The sequence below is a fragment of the Burkholderia sp. BCC1644 genome (assembly GCF_902833225.1).
Taxonomy (GTDB): domain Bacteria; phylum Pseudomonadota; class Gammaproteobacteria; order Burkholderiales; family Burkholderiaceae; genus Burkholderia.
In genome coordinates, this window is record NZ_CADFEI010000010.1 from 240,368 (window position 1) to 262,618 (window position 22,251).

Genomic DNA, 22,251 nt, shown 5'->3' on the forward strand with positions numbered 1-22,251 from the left:
TTATAAGCTGCGCTCATATCACGACGATGGATCTCACCTTGCTCCGCGCGTTCGCGACGGTCGCACGCGAAGGCAACCTGACGCGCGCCGCCGCGCAGCTGCACCTGACGCAGCCGGCCGTCAGCCTGCAGATCAAGCATCTGCAGGAACTGCTCGGCGTCACGCTGTTCACGCGCACGTCGCGCGGGCTCGCGCTCACGCGCGACGGCCAGACGCTGCTGCCGCACGCGGAACGCGCGCTCGCCGCGGCCGCGGACGTGCAGCGCGCCGCTGCTGCGCTGCGGCACGAGGTGCGCGGCCGGCTGCGGGTCGGCACGATCCTCGACCCGGGCTTCCTGAGGCTCGGCGGCTTCCTGCGCGCGCTGGTCGAAACCCATCCGCAGATCGAGACGGCGCTGCGGCACGGGATGTCGGGCTGGGTGATCGAACAGGTGCGCGCACGCGCGCTCGACGTCGGCTACTACATCGGCCGGCCCGGCGAGGACGATTCGCTCGACGGCGCACTGTTCCACACCGTCACGCTCACGCATTTCCAGTACCGGGTACTCGCGCCGGCCGGCTGGAAGGAGCGCGTGCAGCGCGCGCACGACTGGCGCGCGCTGGCCACGCTGCCGTGGATCTGGACGCCGCCGGCGTCCGCGCACCACCGGCTGCTGTCGCGGCGCTTCGCGGATGCCGGCGCGCAACCGGTGAAGGTCGCCGAGGTCGACCAGGAGCAGTCGATGCTCGACCTCGTCAAATCGGGGATCGGATTGACGCTCGCGCGCGACTCGACCGCACTGGCCGAAGCGCACGCGCACGCACTGACGATCGTCGAGCGCGTGACGGTGCCGACCGAGCTGACGTTCGTGACGCTCGCCGAGCGGCGCGACGAACCGGCGATCGCGGCCGCGCTGCGGCTGATCGAGGCCCAGTGGGCGATATGAGCGACGCTGATGACGCGGCATCCGCGCGCGGACGCGTCATCGCGCCACACCGGCCGTCACGCCAGCGTCTCCGCGTTTTTGCTAGATTGTGCGTTCGCACACCGCGAGACCCCGATTGAAGGAGACCCGCATGGCCCGCAACATCGAGATCAAAGCCCGCGCCCGCGAATTCGACCGGCTGCGCGAACAGGCTGCCAAGCTCGCGACCGAAGCGCCGCTGTTCTACCGCCAGCAGGATTTCTTCTATGACGTGCCGCGCGGCCGGCTGAAGCTGCGCCGCTTCGAGGACGGCACGCCGGCCGAACTGATCTTCTATCAGCGCGACGACCGCGACGGCCCGAAGGCGTCGTACTACACGCGCAGCCCCGTGACGAACCCCGACGCGATGCATTCGCTGCTTGCGACCGCGCTGACCACGCGCGGAATCGTGACGAAGGAACGGCACGTGTACCTGGCGGGCCGCACGCGCATCCACCTCGACCGCGTCGACGGTCTCGGCGATTTCATCGAACTGGAAGTCGTGCTCGGCCCGGACGACGATGAAGCCGGCGGCGAAGCCGAAGCGCACGACGTGTTCGCGAAGCTCGGCGTGGCGCAGGACGATCTCGTCGCGGTCGCATACGTCGACCTGCTGAACGCCGATACGCAGCACGAACCGGCCTGATCCGGCCCCGCGACGGGTGGTGCAGCACGGCCGCCTTCAGCCCTGCTGCCGCCGCCTCACTGCTTCAAGCGGCGCCGGGCGCCAGGTGCGCGAGCGGCAGCGCGCCGTTGCGCTTGAAGGTCGTCAGCACGATGTTCGAGCGCACGCTGTCGACACCCGGCACGCGCATCAGCTTCTTCATCACGAACTGCGACAGCGCGTTCAGGTCGGGCGCGACGATCCGCAGCAGGTAGTCGGCATCGCCCACCACCGCATGGCATTCGAGCACTTCGGGCAGCACGTCGATCTGCTGCTGGAACTGCTCGATGATCGAATCGCCGTGGTGCTTGAGCTTCAGGCTCGTGAACGCGGTGACGCCGAGCCCGAGCTTTTCGGGCCGCAGCATCACGCGGTAGCCTTCGATCACGCCGGCCGCCTCGAGCCGCTGCAGCCGCCGGCCGATCTGCGACGGCGACAGCGGCACCTCCTCGCCGAGCTGCTGATGCGTCGCGCGACCGAAGCGCTGCAGCACGTCCAGCAGCGCGAGATCGAAGTGATCGAGTTCCAGCATGAGCATTCTCCGCATTGATTCGTGATTTGATGCGCGATTATCGCATCAACAGGCAAATCAACGCCAACTATGCGCCCATTCCGCGCACGGCCCGCTCTACACTTGCATGGTTACCCACCACAGCGTGCAGAGCCTGATCATGTCCACCGTCGTCACCGCCAAACTGCAGGAGCAGTTCGACGCGGGCCTCGAAACCCGCGCAGATTTCACCATCGACCAGCCGTTGCAGCGCTATGGCCAGGTCGACCACGCGGTGTGGAAGCAGCTCTATGCGCGCCAGTCGGCGCTGCTGCGCGGTCGCGCGTGCGACGCATTCGTCGCGGGGCTGGGCAAGATCGACCTGCCGGCCGACCGCGTGCCGTCGTTCGCCGACGTGAACCGCCAGCTGAAGCCCGCGACCGGCTGGGAGATCGTCGCGGTGCCCGGCCTCGTGCCCGATCGCGTGTTCTTCGAGCACCTCGCGAACCGGCGCTTCCCGGTCACCTGGTGGATGCGACGCCCCGACCAGCTCGACTACCTGCAGGAACCCGACTGCTTCCACGACCTGTTCGGCCACGTGCCGCTGCTGATCGACCCGGTGTTCGCCGACTACATGCAGGCGTACGGCCGCACCGCGCTCGCGGTCGCCGACGACGAAGCGGCGCTGGCGCGGCTCGCGCGGCTCTACTGGTATACGGTGGAATTCGGGCTGATCCGCGACCCGCGCGGTACCAACGGGCTGTCGATCTACGGCGCCGGGATCGTGTCGAGCAAGGGCGAAAGCCTGTACAGCCTCGAAAGCGCGGCGCCGAACCGGCTCGGTTTCGACCTCGAGCGCGTGATGCGCACGAAGTACCGGATCGACACGTTCCAGAAGACCTACTTCGTGATCGACGATTTCGCGCAGCTGTTCGCGCTCGCCGACGTCGACGGCCGCGCGCTGGCCGACCGGCTCGCGGCGCTGCCCGAGTTCGCGGCCGGCGCGGTGCTCGATACCGATCGCGTGCTGCACCGCGGCACGGGCGAAGGCTGGCCCGACGACGCCGACGCGTGACGCTTCAGGGCGCCGGGGCCGGCGCCCGTCGCCCTTCCCGCAACTATGAAACAATGAACGGTGCCGGCTTTGCCGCGCGGCGCAGCCGTGCGCGGGCGCCGCTACCGAACGAGAGGTGCAAGATGATCCACAAGCTCACATCAGAAGAACGCAAGACGCGGCTCGAGGGCCTGCCGCTCTGGACGGCCGTGCCGGGCCGCGACGCGATCCAGCGCAGCCTGCGCTTCGCCGATTTCAACGAAGCCTTCGGCTTCATGACGCGCGTCGCGATCAAGGCGCAGGAAATGAACCACCATCCGGAATGGTTCAACGTGTACAACCGCGTCGACGTCACGCTGTCGACCCACGACGCCGACGGCCTGACCGAACGCGATATCGAACTGGCGCTGTTCATCGATCGTGCCGGCGCGCATGCGAAACCGGCCGCCTGAGGCTTTCCTCTACCGCCGCGCGTCTTTCGATGCGCGGCGCGTCAACTTTTCATTTCGATGAACGTTTTCTAGGATGTAGTCAGCGAAAGCCTTCAGCTTTCCAAGCCATCCTTAAGGCGCACGTAAGTCTCGTATGCTTTCCGTGCCTTGGGGTCCAAACCTTCCAGTTGCAGCGCGCTTTCGCGCTGTACAATCAGCAGCGCATACGGCTTGGAGAGCGCGCTGGCCTCTTCGCAGAGTTTGAGTTCGTCGCCGCTCGACGGCGAGCGGGCGCGCCAGAAATTGATCGCGGCTTCAAGGTCGTTGATCGAAATATCGGACATGATTGGATTTAATCGTTCGCTGGCCGCCATGCTTGATGTCACGCGATGCGGCGCCCCTGTGGAAACGGCTTCGTGCTGTCCGCGTGCCTGAACCGCCAACCCATTGTACTTGAGCGAACTTCATGCGACTCCTTCTGATCGAAGACGACCGCCCCATCGCACGCGGTATCCAGAGCAGCCTCGAGCAGGCTGGCTTCACCGTCGACATGGTGCATGACGGCATCTTTGCCGAACAGGCGCTGGCACAAAACCGCCACGAACTCGTGATCCTCGACCTCGGCCTGCCGGGCATCGACGGGATGACGCTGCTCACGCGCTTCCGCCAGACCAACCGCCACACGCCCGTCATCGTGCTGACCGCACGCGACGAGCTGAACGACCGGATCCAGGGCCTGAATTCGGGCGCCGACGACTACATGCTCAAGCCGTTCGAGCCGGCCGAGCTCGAAGCGCGCATCCGCGCGGTGATGCGCCGCAGCGGCCCGCACAGCGACATGCCGCGTCCGGAAGTGTCGCTCGGCGGCGTCCGCCTGTCGGGCGTCGACCGCCGCATCTTCAACGACGACAAGCCGCTCGAACTGTCGCCGCGCGAATTCGCGGTGCTCGAGATGCTGCTGCTGCGTCACGGCCGCGTCGTCAGCAAGGCCCAGCTGCAGGATCACCTCACGCACTTCGGCGGCGATCTCGGCGACACCGCGATCGAAGTCTACGTGCACCGCGTACGCAAGAAACTCGAGCAGTGCCGTGTCGAAATCGTCACGGTGCGCGGCTTCGGCTACCTGCTGCAGGAAATCCGCCAGACGGCGAGCGTCTGAGCGGCGCAGCGCGCCGGCCGGCCGCGTGCCGCCGGCGTGTGTGCGCCCTGCTCCGCGTCGCCGCCCGGCGCACGACCGCGCCGCTCCCCGTGAGCGGCGCTTATCCATTTGCCCGTCGAAATGTCTCCTGATCCGGCTGTGACCACCAGCCTGCGCCGCTCGCTGCTCCGGCGCCTCGCCGCCCCGCTGTCGATGCTCGCGCTGATGAGCGGCCTGATCGCCTACTGGCTCGCGTGGCAATACACGCAGCACGTGATCGACCGCTCGCTCGCCGATCTCGCCACCGCCATCTCCAAACAGATCCAGATCGCCGGCCCCGATGCGCCGTTCACGGTGCCACCGCTCGCGCAGGCGATGTTCTCCGATCCCGCCGAAGCGCTGATCTACCGGATCAGCGATGGCGAGCAGGAACTCGCCGGCGATCCGAAGCTGCCGCTGCAGGGCATCAACGTGCGCCGCATGCATCACGCGTATGTGTTCGAGGCCGAGTACGACAACCGCGCGGTACGCGTCGCGCAGGTGCGCGTCGACGACGTCGAGGGCGGCAAGCCGATGGTCGTCGAAGTCGCGCAGCCGGTGCGGCACCGCTACCGGATCGCGGCCGAATTCCTCGTCGCGATCATGATGCCGCTGCTGCTGCTGCTGCTCGCGGGCTGGGGCATCGTGTGGCGCGTCGTGAACCAGCAGCTCGGCCCGCTCACGCATCTGGCCGATTCGCTGAACCGGCAGACCCACACGTCGCTGGAGCCGGTCGACGAAACCGAGGTGCCGCTGGAAATCCGGCCGCTGACGAGCGCGATGAACGCCCTGCTCGGCCGCCTGAAGACTGCGCTCGACGCGCAGCGCAAGTTCATCGCCGATGCCGCGCACCAGCTGCGCACGCCGCTCACGGCCGTGAAGCTGCATGCCGAGCAGGCCGCCGTCGCGCGCGATCCGCACCAGACCTTCGCCGCGGTGCGCGAGTTGCGCGCGGCCGCCGATCGTGCGGTGCGGCTGTCCAATCAGTTGCTGTCGCTCGCCCGTGCGGAACCCGGCGAACAGGCCGCGCGCTTCGTCGACGTCGACCTCGCGGCGATGGCGTTCGAGACCGGTGCCGAATGGGTACCGCGCGCGCTCGCGTCGCATGTCGATCTCGGCTTCCAGCGCACCGACGGCGCGGACGACGACGAAAAGCTGACCGTGCGCGGCAACCCCGTGCTGCTGCGCGAGGTGATCGCGAACCTGCTCGACAATGCGCTGAAATACGTGCCGCTCGCGCGGCCGGACGGTGCGCGGATCACGGTGAATGTCGCACGCGGCGCGCTCGAGGATGGCCAGCCGGCTGCCGAGATCGTCGTGGAAGACAACGGCCCCGGCGTGCCCGCGAACCAGCAGGCCGACCTGTTCAAGCGCTTCTTCCGCGGCGACGCGCAAAGCGGCAACGGCGTCGAGACGGGGGCCGGGCTTGGCCTGGCGATCGTGCACGACATCATCGCGATGCATGGCGGTACCGTGTCGTACGAGGATGCGTCGGAGGGTGGTTCGCGCTTCGTGGTGCGCGTGCCGCTCGCCGCGCAGACGGAGAAGCCGGCCAGCGAAACGCCCGCTGCGGCGTCGACGCACTGAGCTCGAGCTGAACGATTCGCGGCGGCAACCGCCGGATACGGGAAGCAGGACGGACGATTACGGCGCGGCAGCCGTCCGCCAAAACAACAACGGCGGCGCATGGTGCGCCGCCGCCTGTCTTACTTCTTGCTCTTCTTGTCTTTCGACCTGGACTCGGACTTGCCGTCCTTCTTGTCCTTCTTCTTTTTCTTCTTCCCGCCTTCATCCGACGTCGCGAGCAGCGTGCCGCGGCACGACGGCGCACCGCAATGGCACGCGTATTCGCGCTTGAGCGTCTTCGTCAGCTTCGCGTCGATCACGAGGCCGTAGTCGTAGAACAGCTCCTCTTCCGGCCCGATGTCGCGCAGCGCATGGATGAACACGCGGCCTTTGACTTCCTCGGCTTCACAGTTCGGCGCGCACGAATGGTTGATCCAGCGCGCGCTGTTGCCGTCGATCTTGCCGTCGATCACGCCGCCTTCGTCGAGTGCGAAGTAGAACGTATGGTTCGGTTCGCTCGGGTCGTGCGGATGGCGGCGCAGCGCTTCCTTCCACGAGATTCGCTCGCCCTTGTATTCCACTACGCGCTCGCCGGCCTTGATCGGCGCCACGGCGAACACGCCCTTGCCGTGTACTCCCGAGCGGCGCACCGCGATCCTGCGTGAACTCATCGAACGAATCCTTGTGAAGACGACTTGAATGGAAGCGGCCGCGATCGCGGCCTGGCGTCGCGCCAAACGAAAACGCGGCACCGGTTGGTGCCGCGTCGGGGCATGCGGCGAATCACCCGCATCCTACACGTTCACGATTGCTTCGTTCAACATCGCGCGCAATATTGCCCGCCGGACGCTCAACGCTGGCCGAATGCGATGTCGCCGAACAACGTCTTGTGCTCGCGCGGCTGCGAACGCCAGTATTGCGGCGGCGCCGTCACCTGCGCGCCGAGCTCGGCCGCCGCATGCCACGGCCAGCGCGGGTCGTACAGCATCGCGCGCGCCATCGCGACGAAGTCGGCATCGCCGGCTTCGATCAGCCGGTTCGCATGCTCGGGCTCGTTGATCAGCCCGACCGCCATCGTTGGCATGCCGACCGCGCGTTTCACCGCCTGCGCGAACGGCACCTGGTAGCCGGGCGACAGCGGAATCTTCTGCAGCGGCGACACGCCGCCGGACGACACGTCGATCCAGTCGCAGCCGCGCCGCTTCAGCTCGTGCGCGAACGCGATCGTATCGTCGAGCTCCCAGCCGCCTTCGACCCAGTCGGTCGCGGACACGCGCACACCAACCGGCCGGTCCTCCGGAAACGCCGCGCGCACGATCTCGTAGATTTCGAGCGGGAAACGCATCCGGTTTTCGAGCGAGCCGCCGTATTCGTCGGTACGCCGGTTGGCGAGCGGCGACAGGAACTGGTGCAGCAGATAGCCGTGCGCCGCATGCACTTCGAGCGCGTCGATGCCGAGCCGTGCCGCGCGCTTCGCCGACGCCGCGAACGCTTCGCGAATGCGGTTCAGGCCCGCGGCATCGAGCGCGAGCGGCGGCGTCTCGCCGTCCTTGTGCGGCACGGCCGACGGCCCGTGCGGCAGCCAGCCGCCGTCGGCGACCGATATCAGCTGGCCGCCCTCCCACGGCACGGCGCTCGACGCCTTGCGCCCCGCATGCGACAGCTGCATCGCGACGCGGACCGGCGAATGCTTGCGGATCGCGGCCAGCACGGGCTTCAGCGCGTCTTCGGTCACGTCGTCCCAGAGGCCGAGGTCGCCGTGCGTGATGCGCCCGTCGGGTTCCACGGCCGTCGCCTCGATGCACAGCAGCCCCGCGCCCGACAGCGCGAGATGGCCGAGGTGAATCATGTGCCAGTCGGTCGCTTCACCGCGTTCGGCCGAGTACTGGCACATCGGGGAGATCACGATCCGGTTCGGAAGGGTCACGCCGCGCAGCGTGAATGGAGAAAACAGCGCAGTCATGGAAGCCGCTCGCCTGGAAAGGGAATGAGCGGACGAGCGTAGCACGCAGCCCCAAAGCGTGCAGATGGCGCAACCGGCAGTAAGCGGATGGTCAGGCAGGGCCGGCGAAAGGTGGCCGGCGATGCGTCAAATGCGCGGCGTACAGCGAGGCGCCGGCCTGCAATCGATGCAGGCCGGGCTGAACCTTCGCGGCAAACGGCGCCGCGCGCGGCGTCAGAGCCCGACGCTGTCGAGCCACTCCCCGAACATGCGTCGCGCGGCCGTTTCGAGCACGGGGCCGTGCTGCGCGGTATCGGCACGCAACTGGCGCGCATCGATACCGGGCATCGCCGCGATTTCGCCGGCGTTCGCGATCAGCCAGGGTTCGAAGCGGTCGGTACGGATTTCCGGATGGCATTGCAGCGCCAGCACGTGCTGCCCCCACGCGAATGCCTGGTGGCGGCACGCCGGCGTCGACGCGAGATGGATCGCGCCGCCCGGCAGGTCGAACGTATCGCCGTGCCAGTGGAGCATCGACGTCGCCGCACCATCGAGATGATGCAGCGGCGACGCGCGGCCTGCATCGGTGAGCGCCAGCGGCGCCCAGCCGAGTTCGTGCTGCGCGGCCGGATAGACGCGTGCACCGAGTGCCCGCGCGATGAACTGCGCGCCGAGGCAGATGCCGAGGATCGGCAGCCCCGCGTCGATGCGCTGCCGGACGAGCGCCAGGAGCGGCGCGATCGTCGGATACTGCGCATCGTCGTAGACGCTGATCGGCCCGCCGAGCACGACGAACAGCGACGGCTCGAGCACGTCGAGCACCTCGACCCGCGACGATCCGACGTCGACATAGCGCACCCGCCTCCCCCGTTCTCCGAGCACCTGCTCGAAGCTCCCGAGATCCTCGAAATGCACATGGCGGATCGCCACGACTTCAGCGTTCATCATCGGCCTCCCGGTCGATCGACGGACGTCAGCCGGCGAAAATCTTCCAGGTCTTCTTCTGCGTCGCCGCGTCGGCTTCTTCCTGCACCGAGCAGTCGAGACGCAGATCGCTGTCCGACATCGAGATGTCGAGCGCCGCGCAGTGATGCACGGTCTTCTTCGACAGCTTGCCCGGCTGGAAGTGGGCGCACGTCACGCACATGCGTTGCGGCGGCGTCGCACCGGCCACCTGCAGCTCGCGCAGCGTCTTCAGCAGCGCGCGGTACAGCGCGCCCTGCTCGTCCGCGCCGAGCTTGCCGACCGCCTTCGTCAGGAATTCAGGCCATTGCAGCGCCTTCTTCGCGGCCGTCCGGCCACGCGCCGACAGACGCACGGCCAGTGCACGGCCGTCGTCCAGCGCACGGCGCTTCTCGACGAGCCCCTTCGTCTCGAGCGTGCTGACCGCATCGCTCGTGGTTGCCGCGGTGAGCTGAGTCTCGCGCGCGATCTCGCCGAGCCGCATCGGGCCCTTGCGCTGCAGCAGCAGCACGAGAATCTCGCCCTGCGTCGGCGTGAGGCCGGCGCCTTCCGCCCAATCCCATGCCTGGCTTCGCATGGCCGTACTCAACCGCAGCAGGCTGTGGGTCACACGTCCCGAAGCCTGGTTCCCGTAAACGCCTTCGCTCATAGTCTTTTCGCTTTGCCGCCGCCCGGGTTGCCGAGCGGCCGTAGTGTGGAGATCGAATGTCTATCTCAAAACAGACGCGCTCTCTCGAGTGCGTCAGCACGGCCGTCGCGAGGCACACGCGGCGGTCGCGTTCGCGGCGACCGGATAGACACGCGTCGTTCCGGTGTCCGCAAAGCCGACATTCTAAGCGAGAGCGGAAAATCGCACAGCTAAGTTATCCCCTGCATTCTGTGGAAAATCACTGGATAACTGAAATTTTTCGTTGTGCCTGTTATGCCGCGCGCCCGCGGAACGGGGCGCGCTAGCATTTTCCTGTTCGGATCGGCCATCGATCCGGGGGGGTTGATCCACCGGGTTATCCCGCGCACAGATCGTTGACTTTGCAGCGGAATATCGGGTTATCCACAGATTTTCAGGACGCCTGGCAACGATTTCGGCCTGAAATGGCGCCGACCGTCGTTCAGCGAATCGCGACACGGTCGAGCCTGCAATCTGCAAAACATTTTTTCACTCACGCCAACGTAAGCACTGCTGCCGGACCGTCTCGTTCAGCGATTTTTCCTGTTTGAAAACGGTTCTCAACCACGATGCGTCGTTCACGCGTGCTTTCGCGAGCGCGCCGATCTCGTCGAGCGCCGCGCGCGACCCGAGCGCGGCCGCATGCGGTGCGATCCGGTCGAGCGTGTCGAGGATGTCTTCCGCGATCGTGCGGCGCTCACCCGTCTGAGGATTCACGCAGGTGCCCTCGAGCCCGAAGCGGCACGCTTCGAAACGGTTGAACGTGTAGACGAGATAATCGTCCTCCGACAGCTTCAGGGGCCGGTCGGTCAGCAGGTAGCGTGCGAGCGTCTGGATGTAGCAGGCGATCGCCGCCGCACGGTCGACCGACAGCGGCGTATCCATCACGCGCACCTCGATCGTCCCGTAGCCGGGCTTCGGGCGGATGTCCCAGTAGAAGTCCTTCATCGAATTGACGACACCCGTGTTCACCATCTTCGTGAAGTACTCCTCGAAGCTGTCCCAGGTCAGCACGAACGGCGCGCGGCCCGACAGCGGGAACGCGAACACCGAATTCAGGCGCGCCGAATGGAAGCCCGTGTCGACGTTCTGCACGAACGGCGACGATGCGGACAGCGCGATGAAGTGCGGAATGAAGCGCGACATCGAGTGCAGCAGGAACAGCGCGCTGTCCGGATCGGGACAGCCGATGTGCACGTGCTGGCCGAACACGGTGAACTGCTTCGCGAGATAGCCGTACAGCTCGGAGATGTACTGGAAGCGCGGCGCATCGTAGATCTGCCGGTCGCTCCATTGCTGGAACGCGTGCGTGCCGCCGCCGGCCAGCCCGACGTTGAGCTGGTCGGCCGCCTTCACGAGCACGTCGCGGATCGCATGCAGCTCGCTGACGGCCTGCTCGTGCGAATGGCAGATGCCGGTCGACAGCTCGATCATGCTCTCGGTGATTTCCGGCGTGATGTTGCCCGGAAAGGTTTCGCCCTGGATCAGGCGCATCAGGTCGGATGCAGCCTTGGTCAGGTCGTAATTGTGCGTGTTGACGACCTGGATCTCCAGTTCGACGCCGAACGTGAACGGTTCGGAATTGACGAAGGTTTCGAGTGCCATGGCAGGTTCCGGAATCAGTTGCTGTCGCTGCGTTCACCGACCGCCGACAGGCAGCGGTAGACGACGAACGGGCTGACGAGCTGCAGGATCACGATCGAGCACATCACGATCGCGCGCAGGTGCGGGTCGAAATTCGGGTAGAGCTGGTACGTATCGTCGACGAGCAGGTACGACAGCGCGGACATCGGCGTCAGCGCGATGCCGAGCGCAATGCCCTGCTTCATCCCGAGGCCGCTCGGCTTCGCGAACGCGACGACGCCGGCCAGCTTCGCGGCAAGCCGCGTGACGATCAGCACGATCGCGAGCAGCCCGCCGAGCGCGATGTCGCCCCACGTGAACGACGTGAGCGTCAGCACGAACAGGACCACCGTCAGCAGCCAGCCGGCCGTGCCGAAATGCTCGGGCCACAGCTGCGGCCGCGCTTCGAGGTTCTTCACGATGATGCCGGCGAGCAGCAGCGTGAGCAGCGTCGACAGCTTCAATGCCTGTGCGACCGCGATCGCGAGCATCACGAGCCCGAACAGCGCGACGAACGAATGCTCGTCGCGCATCGTCGCGGTCATGTGGCGGAACAGGTAGTTGCACGAACGCGCGACGAGATACGCGACGATGAACGAACCGGCGATCAGGTAGAGCGGTTGCAGGATCGTCGCGAACACGTTGCCGTACGCTTCCTGGTGAAGCCAGCTCGTCACGAGCTTGGTCAGCACGATCGCGTACACGCTGTTGAGCGCGGTGAGCGTGATGAGACGTTGCGACACCTGCCCTTCCGCGCGCAGTTCGGTCTTGAGCTGGATCACCATCGACGGCGACGTGGCGATCGCGATCGCCGACAGCACGAGCGCGACCATCCCCGACACGCCGAGCGCGAGCATCACGAACAGCACGAGCACGAACGTCAGCGTGGCTTCCGCGAGACTCGACGCGACGAGCCACGGATTACGCCGGATCCAGCGCAGGTCGAGGCGGCTGCCGAGTTCGAACAGCAGCAGGCCGAGCGCCACATCCATCAGCAGACGTGACGTTTCGTCGGTGCTGGCGTCGATCACGCCGAATCCGAACGAACCGGCAATGAGACCGATCACCGCGTAACCGGTGATGCGCGGCAGACGCCATGCGCGGTAGCACAGCTCGCCACACAGGCCGGCCGCAAACAGCGCGAGCCCGGCCCAGAACACGGCATCCGGCGCAAGCGGCCAGTTGGGCAGGAATGAGAACGCCGACTTCATCGTGGTGACTTCTCCTTTGGAAGCAACCGCCAGCGACACGGGGTCAAGCGTCAGAAATGGATGCGCGCCGGCTGGGAATCGCCCCGAATGTGATTGTTGTGGTCGACGACGGCGGTACATGGGATCCGCCTGTTCCGCCATCGGGCGGAACGTCGTACAGGTTGCCGATCTGGATTGTCGGCCTGGTGTGTGAACGGACTGCGCAGTCTCGAAGATTCAGATTCGAAATCGTGCCGACCGTTCCATTGAAGCATGTCCGGCGCCTGGCCGAACGATCGCGAAGGAAACCGATTGTGCCACAGCTTTTTCGCTCTGGAACCGATTGAATCGACTCGCGGCGCTGTGCGGCACCGCAGGTCTTTGGTTTCAAAGGTTTACTTGTATATATACGTAGTAGAAGTTAACAAAGGGCGCACAGTTCTGTGGATAACTTCGGTTTACGCTGACGGATCAATGCCTTGGCGAAACCATAACCGGTTGTACAGGCTGTTCGTGCACAGACATTTGAGTTGAGCAACTTTCGGGCCGCGTCACAGCTGTGCCGAGTTGCCCAGTTTACGTCCACTGTGATTGCACACGAAGTGCGCGCGGATTCCGCGCGGTTATCCACAGCGTGACGTGGATAACCTTGCGCGAAAAAATCGGGAGACTGTGAGCGATTCGCGTGCCGGTCAGCCGGCGGAACCGGCGCGGCGCGCGCGCAGGGCGCGGATCAGGAAGCGTGCGGGGTCGACGGCGTCCGCAAGTTCGCGCTCGAGCGGCCACGGCTCGCCTTCGAGTTGCGACGCGATCAGTTCGGCGCCGAGTGCCGCCCATACGAGGCCGCGCGAGCCAAAGCCGAATGCACCGTAGAGGCCGGGTGTTCGTGGCAAATCGCGCGCCTGCGCACCGCCCAGCGCGCGTGCGTTCGCGAGGGCCTGCGCTTCGTCGGCGAGCGGGCCGAAGAGCGGCAGGCGGTCGCCGACGACCCAGCGGAACGCGACGCGGCCGCCCAGCGTGGCGGGATCCGGCAGGTCGCCGATCAGGCCCGGTAGCAGGTGTCGAACGCGATCGAGGTTTTCGACGTGGCCGGCCGTGCGCATCGCGGGATCGACGTCGTCAGGCTCGAACGTGGCGCCGATCAGCAGCGTGCCGTCGTCGAGCGGCACCGCGTAACCGTCGCCGATCGTCGGGCATGGCAGCGGCGCCGTGGTGCCCGGCGGCAGCAGCGTGAGCTGGCCGCGTACCGGTTGCAGCGCGACATGCTGCAACCCGGCAAGCCGCGCGGCGTCGCCCGCGTTCGCGAGCACGACGACGGGCGCTTCGGCCAGCGTGCCGCCCGCATCGTCGAGCGCGTGCCATGCATCGCCGCGCCGCTCGAGCCGCGCCACACCGGTGGAGGCAAGCAGGCGTACGCGCTCGCCGGCCGCCGCGTATTGCGCGGCACACAGCCCGGCCGGCCAGACGGCGCCACCGTGCGGAAACAGCAGGCCGCCATGCGCGACCGGCAGGTTCAGATGCGCACGCGCGGCGTCGGTATCGAGCAGCGTCACATAGTCGGGCGGTGCGCCGAACGTATCGAATGCGTCGCGCATCCGCGCGAAGTCGTCGGCCGATTCGGCGAGATGCACCATCCCGTGCGTGCTGCGCGCGAACGCATGGCCCGCGCGTTCGAGTGCGCGCCAGCGTGCGATCGCGTGCAGGAAGCCACTGCGCGTGAGCCGGCTCGCGACGTTGTCGTCGCGTGTCATCAACGGATGGAAGACGCCGGCAGGATTGCCGGATGCTTCGCTCGCGATCCGTTCGTGCCGCTCGATCAGCGTGACATCCCAGCCGCGCGCGGCCAGGCGCTCGACGACCGCGCAACCGGCCAGGCCCGCGCCGATCACGATCGCGCGACGCGTCGCAACAGGCAGTGCGCGCGGCGGTTCATGCCGGCGCGAACGCCAGCGCGGCGCATATTCGCCGACGAGACGATCGTCGACTTCGCGACACGTGAAGCCTGTTTCGCCAAATGCGTGCTTTATGTCGTTGGAACGTGCACGCGTGACAAACGTTGCATCGTCGCCGGCCATCTTCGCGAGCGCGCGGATCACGTCGGTCGATGACGTCGCGCCATCGAGATAGAACGCATCGGCGCGCACGACGAGCTTCTTCAGCAGGCCGAGCGCATCATCGCCGAACGCGAGCGTGAGCACCACGCGCCCTTCGTCGAATTCGAGCCGGTGCAGACCCGGCACGAGCATCGGCCATGCGTCGATCAATGCATCGGCATCTGCCGATATGGTTGTATGCGCAACCATATGGGAAACCGCGCGATGCAGGTCGTCGCGTGAGAACGGATGCGGCTCGACCGCGACGAAATGCAGCCGCTCGCAGCGCGCGGGGTCGTCGCGCCAGGCAGCCCAGGTCGCGAGGAAGCTGGCGCCCGCGCCGAATTCCGTCGCGACGATCGTGAACGTGCGACGCTGCTGCCAGCGCGCCGGCAGCCCGTTTTCCGCGACGAACGCGTGATGCGCGAGCGTGCCTGACGCACGGCGATGGAGCTCGCCGAACTCGGGCGAGACGAGCGTGCCGTCGTCGCGAAGCGCGAGCGTGGCGGGTACAAGTCGGTCGGGCATGCGAAACAAAAAACGTGGCAGCCAAGCCTGGCAAGGGATTGCGCGGAGCCGTCCGACCGGCCGTTGGAAAAGGGCAACGGGGCGGCGCATGGGCGGACGGCGCTGCGTATCCTGTCCGGTTGGCGCAGGTCAAAAAACGGGCAATCGACGATTCATTCGGCGAAATACCGATGAAAATCTTTGAAACCCTTGTCGTTATTGGGTTTGCGCTGCGCTATCATAGCAACGCCGTACCGCGGGGTGGCCGCCGGCAAGCCGGACGGCGCGTCGCGCGGGCCAGGATTCGGCGCTGTGCCGTCGGAGTCTGACTCTCGACGGCACGGTTCGCGCACGTATAATCGGCGCGTTCGCGCTGTTCGTGTCAACCTAACCTGATAAAGGAACCTTAATGAACAAACAGGAACTGATCGACGCCGTCGCCGCCCAAACGGGCGCCAGCAAGGCTCAAACCGGCGAAACGCTGGACACGCTGCTCGAAGTCATCAAGAAGGCCGTGTCGAAGGGTGATGCGGTTCAGCTGATCGGCTTCGGCAGCTTCGGTTCGGGCAAGCGCGCAGCACGTACGGGCCGCAACCCGAAGACCGGCGAAACCATCAAGATCCCGGCAGCCAAGACGGTCAAGTTCACGGCTGGCAAGGCGTTCAAGGACGCCGTCAACAAGCGTTAAACTAGCGCCTGTTCCAAGAAAAACCCGCCTTTCGGCGGGTTTTTTGTTGGGCGCGCGCGGCATTTTTGCCACAGTCCGCGCCACTCTTGCAAAAGTTAACGGTTACTTTTACAAGCCGTTACGACGCGCTCAAGCGTGCACGATCTGCGTGTCGCCGTGATCGTCGTCGTCGTGCGAATCGACATCCCACGCCGGGAACGGATCGTCGAACGCGATCCACTGCGCCGCGCCGAGTGCGAATTCCGCATCGGTCAGCAGGCATGCATCGAGCTTTGCGCGCCACGCATCGGCGTCGAGTGCGATGCCGATCAGCACGAGTTCCTGACGGCGATCGCCGACCGTGCGATCGTCGAGATCGCCCAGCCATTCGGCGCGGATTTCACCGAGCAGCTCGTCGTCGTCCGGCCATTCCGCGCGATCCTGCGCGGCCCACCACAGACCCGCCGGGCCATGCCGGCAGACACCGCCCGCCTGCGACAGCGAACCCGCGATGTCGTTGCGCGTCGCGAGCCAGAAGAAGCCCTTGCTGCGCAGCACGCCCGGCCACTCCTGATGCAGCAGCGCCCAGAGTCGTGCCGGGTGAAACGGCCGGCGCGCGCGGTAAACAAAATTGCCGATGCCGAATTCGTCGGCTTCGCCGTGCACGTGCGCATGATGTTCGTCATGGCAGTCGGGATCGTCGCAATGCGTGTGATCGTGATCGAGCGATGCGAGCCAGCCCGGCGCGTTCGCGGCTTCGTCGAAATCGAAGCGGCCGGTGTTCAGCACTTCGTCGAGCGGCACGTTGCCGAACGTCGACACGACCTGGTGCGCGCGCGGATTGAGTCGCGCGAGGATGTGCTGCAGGCGCGCGAGATCGTCGGCGCCGACGAGATCGGCCTTGTTGATCACCAGCACGTCGCAGAACTCGATCTGCTCGATCAGCAGCTCGACGAGCGTGCGGTCGTCGTCTTCCGACGCGGCGATGCCGCGCGTCGCGAGCGCGTCGTCGGAGCCGTAGTCGCGCAGGAAGTTGTACGCGTCGACCACGGTAACGAGCGTGTCGAGTCGCGCGATGGCCGACAGCGACGTGCCGTCGTCGTCGACGAACGTGAACGTTTCGGCGATCGGCATCGGCTCCGCGATACCGGTCGATTCGATCATGATCGCGTCGAAGCGGCCTTCGGATGCGAGGTTGCGGATCTCGACGAGCAGGTCGTCGCGCAGCGTGCAACAGATGCAGCCGTTCGACATTTCGACGAGGCGTTCCTCGACATGCGACAGCGCCTGCGCGTCGCGCACGAGCGACGCGTCGATGTTGACCGCCGCGAGATCGTTGACGATCACGGCGACCTTCAGGCCCGCGCGGTTCGCGAGGACGTGGTTGAGCAGCGTGGTCTTGCCGGCACCGAGGAAGCCGGACAGCACGGTGACGGGCAACGGCTGGTTCATTGCCGGATTCATGATGATATGCACCAACGGAAAAGATGAAAAAGCGGCCGCGGCGCCCTTCCGGGGCGCGATCGGCCCGCGGACGGGCGAAGTTGCGGCGCGAGATCCGCATTGTGCATCAAACGCGCGCCGGCCGGCCGGCGCCGCGTCAGGCCGCAATGCGGCGCAACGTCACTGCACGGGCGGCAGCAGCTTCCACTGCGACAGGATGCCGGCGATCTGCCGCGCATACTTGTCGCGCAACGACGGCGTTTCGGAATGATAGGCGCCGACGGCCTGCCACGTGTTGCCGTAGCGGTTCATCTTCTGCTTGAGATGCCACGCGGCGATGTAGACGTTCTTGCACGGCTCCATCAGCGTGTCGCGGCCGATGCCGTAGCGCGACAGCGCGGGCAGATGAATCGAATTGATCTGCATCAGGCCGTAGTCGACCGAGCCGTTCGTATTCTTGTTCAGCGCACCGGGCCGGTTGCGCGATTCCTGCCACGCGATGGCGCGCAGGATCAGCGGATTGACCTGCTGATATTTAGCGGCTTCGTCGAAACAATCCGCACGAGCGTTTGCGCTGGCGAACCACGCGCCAGCGGCGATCAACGCGATCGAAGCGAACCGTCGTCTGTTCATCGTGCGGAAACGAAAAGGAATTGCGCAAAGGTCGGGAAAACCCGTGCCTGTTATTAGTGCGACGAGAAACGTGCCGCCCGTATCATACCGGCAGACCGTCAGATTGCGACATGCAGGAATACGGCAGCCCGGTTATACCGCATTTCCATGTCGGTTCATCGCGAATCGGGGGCGATGGCCGGCATGCGAAGGGCCGCGCCTATTCTTACATATTGCATACGATTCGCCGGACACATGTCGTATGTGAGACAGTCCTCGGATCAATGTGATATTTCGGACATGAAAAACTGCTAATGTCGCCTCTTTCGGACTTGGATCCCAGCACTACCGCCGGAAGTGGCCTGAGCCGGCATCGACCCATTCATCCATGACAAGAAATCGCTTCGTTATGCGGCGCATTGCCACGACCCTCGTCGTCGCCGGCATCATCGTCTCGCAGGCCGCCTACGCTCAGGTCACGCTCAACTTCGTGAATGCGGATATCGACCAGGTCGCGAAAGCGATCGGCGCCGCAACCGGCAAGACCATCATCGTCGACCCCCGCGTGAAGGGGCAACTCAACCTCGTGGCCGAACGTCCGGTGCCGGAAGACCAGGCGCTGAAGACGCTGCAGTCGGCGCTGCGCATGCAGGGCTTCGCACTCGTGCAGGATCACGGTGTGCTGAAGGTCGTGCCGGAAGCGGACGCGAAGCTGCAGGGCGTGCCGACCTATGTCGGCAATGCGCCGCAGGCTCGCGGCGACCAGGTGATCACGCAGGTGTTCGAGCTGCACAACGAATCGGCGAACAACCTGCTGCCCGTGCTGCGGCCGCTGATCTCGCCGAACAACACGGTGACGGCCTACCCGGCGAACAACACGATCGTCGTGACCGACTATGCGGACAACGTGCGCCGCATCGCGCAGATCATCTCGGGCGTCGACAGCGCCGCCGGCGCGCAGGTGCAGGTCGTGACGCTGCGCAACGCGAACGCGATCGACCTCGCCGCGCAGCTGCAGAAAATGCTCGACCCGGGCGCGATCGGCAACAGCGACGCGACGCTGAAGGTGTCGGTCACGGCCGACCCGCGTACCAACTCGCTGATGCTGCGTGCGTCGAGCGCGTCGCGCCTCGCGGCCGCGAAGCGCCTCGTGCAGCAGCTCGACGCACCGAGCGGCGTGCCCGGCAACATGCACGTCGTGCCGCTGCGCAACGCCGATGCGGTGAAGCTCGCGAAGACCTTGCGCGGCATGCTCGGCAAGGGCGGCAACGACAGCGGCTCGTCGGCGTCGTCCAACGATGCGAACAGCTTCAACCAGAACGGCGGCTCGTCGTCGAGCGGCAACTTCTCGACCGGCTCGTCCGGCACCCCGCCGCTGCCGTCGGGCGGCCTCGGCGGCTCGTCGTCTTCTTCCTCGTACGGCGGCTCGTCCAGTAGCGGCGGCCTCGGCACGGGCGGCCTGCTCGGCGGCGACAAGGACAAGGGCGACGACAACCAGCCGGGCGGGATGATCCAGGCCGACGCGGCCACCAACTCGCTGATCATCACTGCGTCCGATCCGGTTTACCGCAACCTGCGCTCGGTGATCGACCAGCTCGACGCACGGCGTGCGCAGGTCTATATCGAAGCGCTGATCGTCGAACTGAACTCGACGACCTCCGGGAACCTCGGGATTCAATGGCAGGTGGCGAGCGGCCAGTTTCTCGGCGGCACGAACCTGGCGGCCACGGCCGGCACCGTCGCGGGCAACAGCATCATCAACCTGACGACGGGCACGGCGGGCACCACCGGGGCCGGCCTCGCGGCGAATCTCGCGAACCTGAACCAGGGCCTCAACGTCGGCTGGCTGCACAACATGTTCGGCGTGCAGGGCCTCGGCGCGCTGCTGCAGTATTTCGCGGGCGTGAGCGACGCGAACGTGCTGTCGACGCCGAACCTGATCACGCTCGACAACGAGGAAGCGAAGATCGTCGTCGGCCAGAACGTGCCGATCGCGACCGGCTCGTACTCGAACCTGACGAGCGGCACGACGAGCAACGCGTTCAATACCTACGACCGTCGCGACGTCGGCCTGACGCTGCACGTGAAGCCGCAGATCACCGACGGCGGGATCCTGAAGCTGCAGCTCTACACCGAGGATTCGGCAGTCGTCAGCAGCACCACGACCGCACAAACGGGCCCGACCTTCACGAAGCGCTCGATCCAGTCGACGATCCTGGCCGACAACGGCGAGATCATCGTGCTCGGCGGCTTGATGCAGGACAACTACCAGGTGTCGAACAGCAAGGTGCCGCTGCTCGGCGACATTCCGTGGATCGGCCAGCTGTTCCGTTCGGAATCGAAGCAGCGCCAGAAAACCAACCTGATGGTGTTCCTGCGCCCGGTGATCATCTCCGATCGCAGCACCGCGCAGCAGGTCACGGCCAACCGCTACGACTACATCCAGGGCGTGACGGGTGCGTACAAGTCGGACAACAACGTGATCCGCGACAAGGACGATCCGGTCGTTCCGCCGATGCCGCTGGGTCCGAGCCAGGGCGGCACGCCGGCCGGCAACCTGTTCGACCTCGAGAAGATGCGCCGCCAGCAGCTGCAGCGCCAGGTGGCACCCGTGCCCGCGCCGGCGCCGGTCCCCGCACCGGAACCGGTGCAGTCGCAGGGCGTGCCCCAGCAATCGGTACCGCAACAGCCGCTGACCGCCACGCCGGGAGCCTCGCAGTGAGCGACGTGCTCGCGTCTTCCGCCCACGACGGCGCGCCGGGCGAACGCCAGCCGCCGTCGCCGCTTGCCGCGCGGCTGTTGCCGTACGGCTTCGCGAAGAGCGGCCAGGTGCTGATCGCGCACCAGCTCGACGACACGCTCGAGGTGTGGATCAGCGAACGCACGAGCGATGCCGCGCTCGCGGAGATCGCGCGCAACTTCGGCTCGATCGCCGTGCACCACGTGCCGGCCGACGAACTCGCGCAGGCGATCAACCAGGCGTATGCGCGTCAGGACGGCAGCGCCGCGCAGGTGGTCGGCGAGGTCGAAGGCGAAGTCGACCTGTCGCGGCTGATGCAGGACATCCCCGAAGTCGAGGATCTGCTCGAGTCGGAAGACGACGCGCCGATCATCCGGATGATCAACGCGCTGCTCACGCAAGCGGCGCGAGAACACGCGTCGGACATCCACATCGAGCCGTTCGAGAATGCGTCGGTCGTGCGCTTTCGCGTCGACGGCACGCTGCGCGACGTCGTGCGTCCGAAGAAGGCGCTGCATGGCGCGCTGATCTCGCGGATCAAGATCATGGCGCAGCTCGACATCGCGGAGAAACGCCTGCCGCAGGACGGCCGTATCACGCTGCGCGTCGGCGGCCGGCCGGTCGACGTGCGCGTGTCGACGCTGCCGACCGGGCACGGCGAGCGCGCGGTGCTGCGTCTCCTGGAAAAGGATGCGCAGCGCCTGAACCTCGAAGCGCTGGGGATGGGCCGCGACACGCTTGTCCAGTTCGACAAGCTGATCGGCCGCCCGCACGGCATCGTGCTCGTCACCGGTCCGACCGGTTCGGGCAAGACGACGACGCTGTATGCGTCGATGTCGCGGCTCGAAACCGCGACGACCAACATCATGACCGTCGAGGACCCGATCGAATACGACCTCGGCGGCATCGGCCAGACGCAGGTGAACGAACGGATCGGGATGACCTTTGCCCGTGCGTTGCGTTCGATCCTGCGCCAGGATCCGGACGTGATCATGATCGGTGAAATCCGCGACCTCGAAACCGCGCAGATCGCGGTGCAGGCGTCGCTGACGGGCCACCTGGTGCTCGCGACGCTGCACACGAACGATGCGGCTTCCGCCGTCACGCGCCTGACCGACATGGGCGTCGAACCGTACCTGCTCGCGTCGTCGCTGCTCGGCGTGCTCGCGCAGCGCCTCGTGCGCCAGCTCTGCCCCGTCTGCAAGGAAGAGCGGCACGAGGACGGCCGCACCGTGTGGCATCCGGTCGGCTGCGACAAGTGCGGGCATTCGGGTTATTCGGGCCGGCGCGGTGTCTACGAATTGCTGCTGGTCGACGATTCGATCCGCTCGCTGATCCACCGCAACGCGGCCGATGCCGAGATTCTCGCCGCCGGCCGTGCGGAAGGCATGCGCACGCTGCGCGACGACGCCGAGCGCTGGCTCGCGTCCGGCGCGACGTCGCTCGAGGAAGTGCTGCGCGTGACGGGAGGCGCATAG

Annotated in this window: 20 protein-coding genes; 9 read left to right on the top strand and 11 right to left on the bottom strand. The window is 66.2% G+C overall.

The window, feature by feature from the left end; translation table 11 throughout:
* Positions 1-26 precede the first annotated feature (26 nt).
* Positions 27-926: a LysR family transcriptional regulator gene (locus HWX87_RS21550; RefSeq protein WP_176049139.1), complete on the top strand. Its 900-nt coding sequence runs from the start codon at positions 27-29 to the stop codon at positions 924-926.
* Between the two features lie 130 nt (positions 927-1,056).
* A complete protein-coding gene (locus tag HWX87_RS21555; protein ID WP_176049141.1) occupies positions 1,057-1,590 on the top strand; it encodes a class IV adenylate cyclase in 534 nt (177 codons plus the stop codon).
* A gap of 64 nt (positions 1,591-1,654) precedes the next feature.
* On the opposite strand, the gene HWX87_RS21560 is transcribed toward HWX87_RS21555, so the two are convergent.
* Positions 1,655-2,140, bottom strand: a complete 486-nt coding sequence (locus tag HWX87_RS21560; RefSeq protein ID WP_006408082.1) for an Lrp/AsnC family transcriptional regulator — start codon at positions 2,138-2,140, stop codon at positions 1,655-1,657.
* Positions 2,141-2,279: 139 nt separating this feature from the next.
* Here HWX87_RS21560 and phhA point away from each other — a divergent pair, with 139 nt between their 5' ends.
* Positions 2,280-3,173 (top strand): phenylalanine 4-monooxygenase, encoded by an 894-nt coding sequence (gene phhA / locus HWX87_RS21565; protein WP_244137725.1) that lies wholly within the window; start codon positions 2,280-2,282, stop codon positions 3,171-3,173.
* 53 nt (positions 3,174-3,226) lie between these two features.
* Complete coding sequence (locus HWX87_RS21570) at positions 3,227-3,604, top strand: 4a-hydroxytetrahydrobiopterin dehydratase (protein WP_279612973.1); 378 nt, start codon at positions 3,227-3,229, stop codon at positions 3,602-3,604.
* A gap of 92 nt (positions 3,605-3,696) precedes the next feature.
* Here HWX87_RS21570 and HWX87_RS21575 read toward each other — a convergent pair whose 3' ends face one another.
* Positions 3,697-3,927 carry a DUF3717 domain-containing protein gene (locus tag HWX87_RS21575; RefSeq protein WP_034183818.1) on the bottom strand — a complete coding sequence of 77 codons (231 nt, stop codon included), beginning with the start codon at positions 3,925-3,927 and terminating at the stop codon, positions 3,697-3,699.
* Positions 3,928-4,049: 122 nt separating this feature from the next.
* Here HWX87_RS21575 and HWX87_RS21580 point away from each other — a divergent pair, with 122 nt between their 5' ends.
* Both HWX87_RS21580 and HWX87_RS21585 read left to right on the top strand, forming a co-directional pair.
* The gene (locus tag HWX87_RS21580) at positions 4,050-4,742 is read left to right on the top strand and encodes a response regulator transcription factor (RefSeq protein ID WP_006401494.1); all 693 of its coding nucleotides are present in this window, start codon (positions 4,050-4,052) and stop codon (positions 4,740-4,742) included.
* A 120-nt stretch (positions 4,743-4,862) separates the two neighbouring features.
* Positions 4,863-6,347 (top strand): sensor histidine kinase, encoded by a 1,485-nt coding sequence (locus tag HWX87_RS21585; protein WP_176049145.1) that lies wholly within the window; start codon positions 4,863-4,865, stop codon positions 6,345-6,347.
* Between the two features lie 119 nt (positions 6,348-6,466).
* Here HWX87_RS21585 and HWX87_RS21590 read toward each other — a convergent pair whose 3' ends face one another.
* The 7 genes from HWX87_RS21590 to mnmC form a co-directional block, all read right to left on the bottom strand.
* Complete coding sequence (locus HWX87_RS21590) at positions 6,467-6,997, bottom strand: SET domain-containing protein-lysine N-methyltransferase (protein WP_124454593.1); 531 nt, start codon at positions 6,995-6,997, stop codon at positions 6,467-6,469.
* Positions 6,998-7,176: 179 nt separating this feature from the next.
* Complete coding sequence (locus HWX87_RS21595) at positions 7,177-8,289, bottom strand: NADH:flavin oxidoreductase/NADH oxidase (protein ID WP_176049147.1); 1,113 nt, start codon at positions 8,287-8,289, stop codon at positions 7,177-7,179.
* A gap of 213 nt (positions 8,290-8,502) precedes the next feature.
* The gene (locus HWX87_RS21600) at positions 8,503-9,213 is read right to left on the bottom strand and encodes a glutamine amidotransferase (protein ID WP_176049149.1); all 711 of its coding nucleotides are present in this window, start codon (positions 9,211-9,213) and stop codon (positions 8,503-8,505) included.
* Positions 9,214-9,241: 28 nt separating this feature from the next.
* Positions 9,242-9,880, bottom strand: coding sequence for a MarR family winged helix-turn-helix transcriptional regulator (locus tag HWX87_RS21605; RefSeq protein ID WP_043184842.1), 639 nt, complete (start codon positions 9,878-9,880; stop codon positions 9,242-9,244).
* A gap of 507 nt (positions 9,881-10,387) precedes the next feature.
* Positions 10,388-11,503 carry a YbdK family carboxylate-amine ligase gene (locus HWX87_RS21610; protein ID WP_006490006.1) on the bottom strand — a complete coding sequence of 372 codons (1,116 nt, stop codon included), beginning with the start codon at positions 11,501-11,503 and terminating at the stop codon, positions 10,388-10,390.
* A gap of 14 nt (positions 11,504-11,517) precedes the next feature.
* Entirely contained in the window at positions 11,518-12,732 is a 1,215-nt protein-coding gene (locus tag HWX87_RS21615; protein WP_176049151.1) for a cation:proton antiporter, read from the bottom strand.
* A gap of 671 nt (positions 12,733-13,403) precedes the next feature.
* Positions 13,404-15,332: a bifunctional tRNA (5-methylaminomethyl-2-thiouridine)(34)-methyltransferase MnmD/FAD-dependent 5-carboxymethylaminomethyl-2-thiouridine(34) oxidoreductase MnmC gene (mnmC, locus tag HWX87_RS21620; RefSeq protein ID WP_176049153.1), complete on the bottom strand. Its 1,929-nt coding sequence runs from the start codon at positions 15,330-15,332 to the stop codon at positions 13,404-13,406.
* A gap of 388 nt (positions 15,333-15,720) precedes the next feature.
* Here mnmC and HWX87_RS21625 point away from each other — a divergent pair, with 388 nt between their 5' ends.
* The gene (locus HWX87_RS21625; protein WP_006401505.1) at positions 15,721-15,999 is read left to right on the top strand and encodes an HU family DNA-binding protein; all 279 of its coding nucleotides are present in this window, start codon (positions 15,721-15,723) and stop codon (positions 15,997-15,999) included.
* Positions 16,000-16,128: 129 nt separating this feature from the next.
* Here the strand turns inward: HWX87_RS21625 and HWX87_RS21630 are convergent, their stop codons facing one another.
* Together HWX87_RS21630 and HWX87_RS21635 are read right to left on the bottom strand one after the other, a co-directional pair.
* Positions 16,129-17,442 carry a GTP-binding protein gene (locus HWX87_RS21630; protein ID WP_176049155.1) on the bottom strand — a complete coding sequence of 438 codons (1,314 nt, stop codon included), beginning with the start codon at positions 17,440-17,442 and terminating at the stop codon, positions 16,129-16,131.
* A 159-nt stretch (positions 17,443-17,601) separates the two neighbouring features.
* A complete protein-coding gene (locus HWX87_RS21635; RefSeq protein ID WP_176049158.1) occupies positions 17,602-18,054 on the bottom strand; it encodes a lytic transglycosylase domain-containing protein in 453 nt (150 codons plus the stop codon).
* A 367-nt stretch (positions 18,055-18,421) separates the two neighbouring features.
* Here HWX87_RS21635 and gspD point away from each other — a divergent pair, with 367 nt between their 5' ends.
* Both gspD and gspE read left to right on the top strand, forming a co-directional pair.
* The gene (gspD, locus tag HWX87_RS21640) at positions 18,422-20,755 is read left to right on the top strand and encodes a type II secretion system secretin GspD (protein WP_176049160.1); all 2,334 of its coding nucleotides are present in this window, start codon (positions 18,422-18,424) and stop codon (positions 20,753-20,755) included.
* Positions 20,752-22,251, top strand: coding sequence for a type II secretion system ATPase GspE (gene gspE, locus HWX87_RS21645; RefSeq protein ID WP_176049163.1), 1,500 nt, complete (start codon positions 20,752-20,754; stop codon positions 22,249-22,251). The genes gspD and gspE overlap by 4 nt, the downstream gene beginning before the upstream one ends.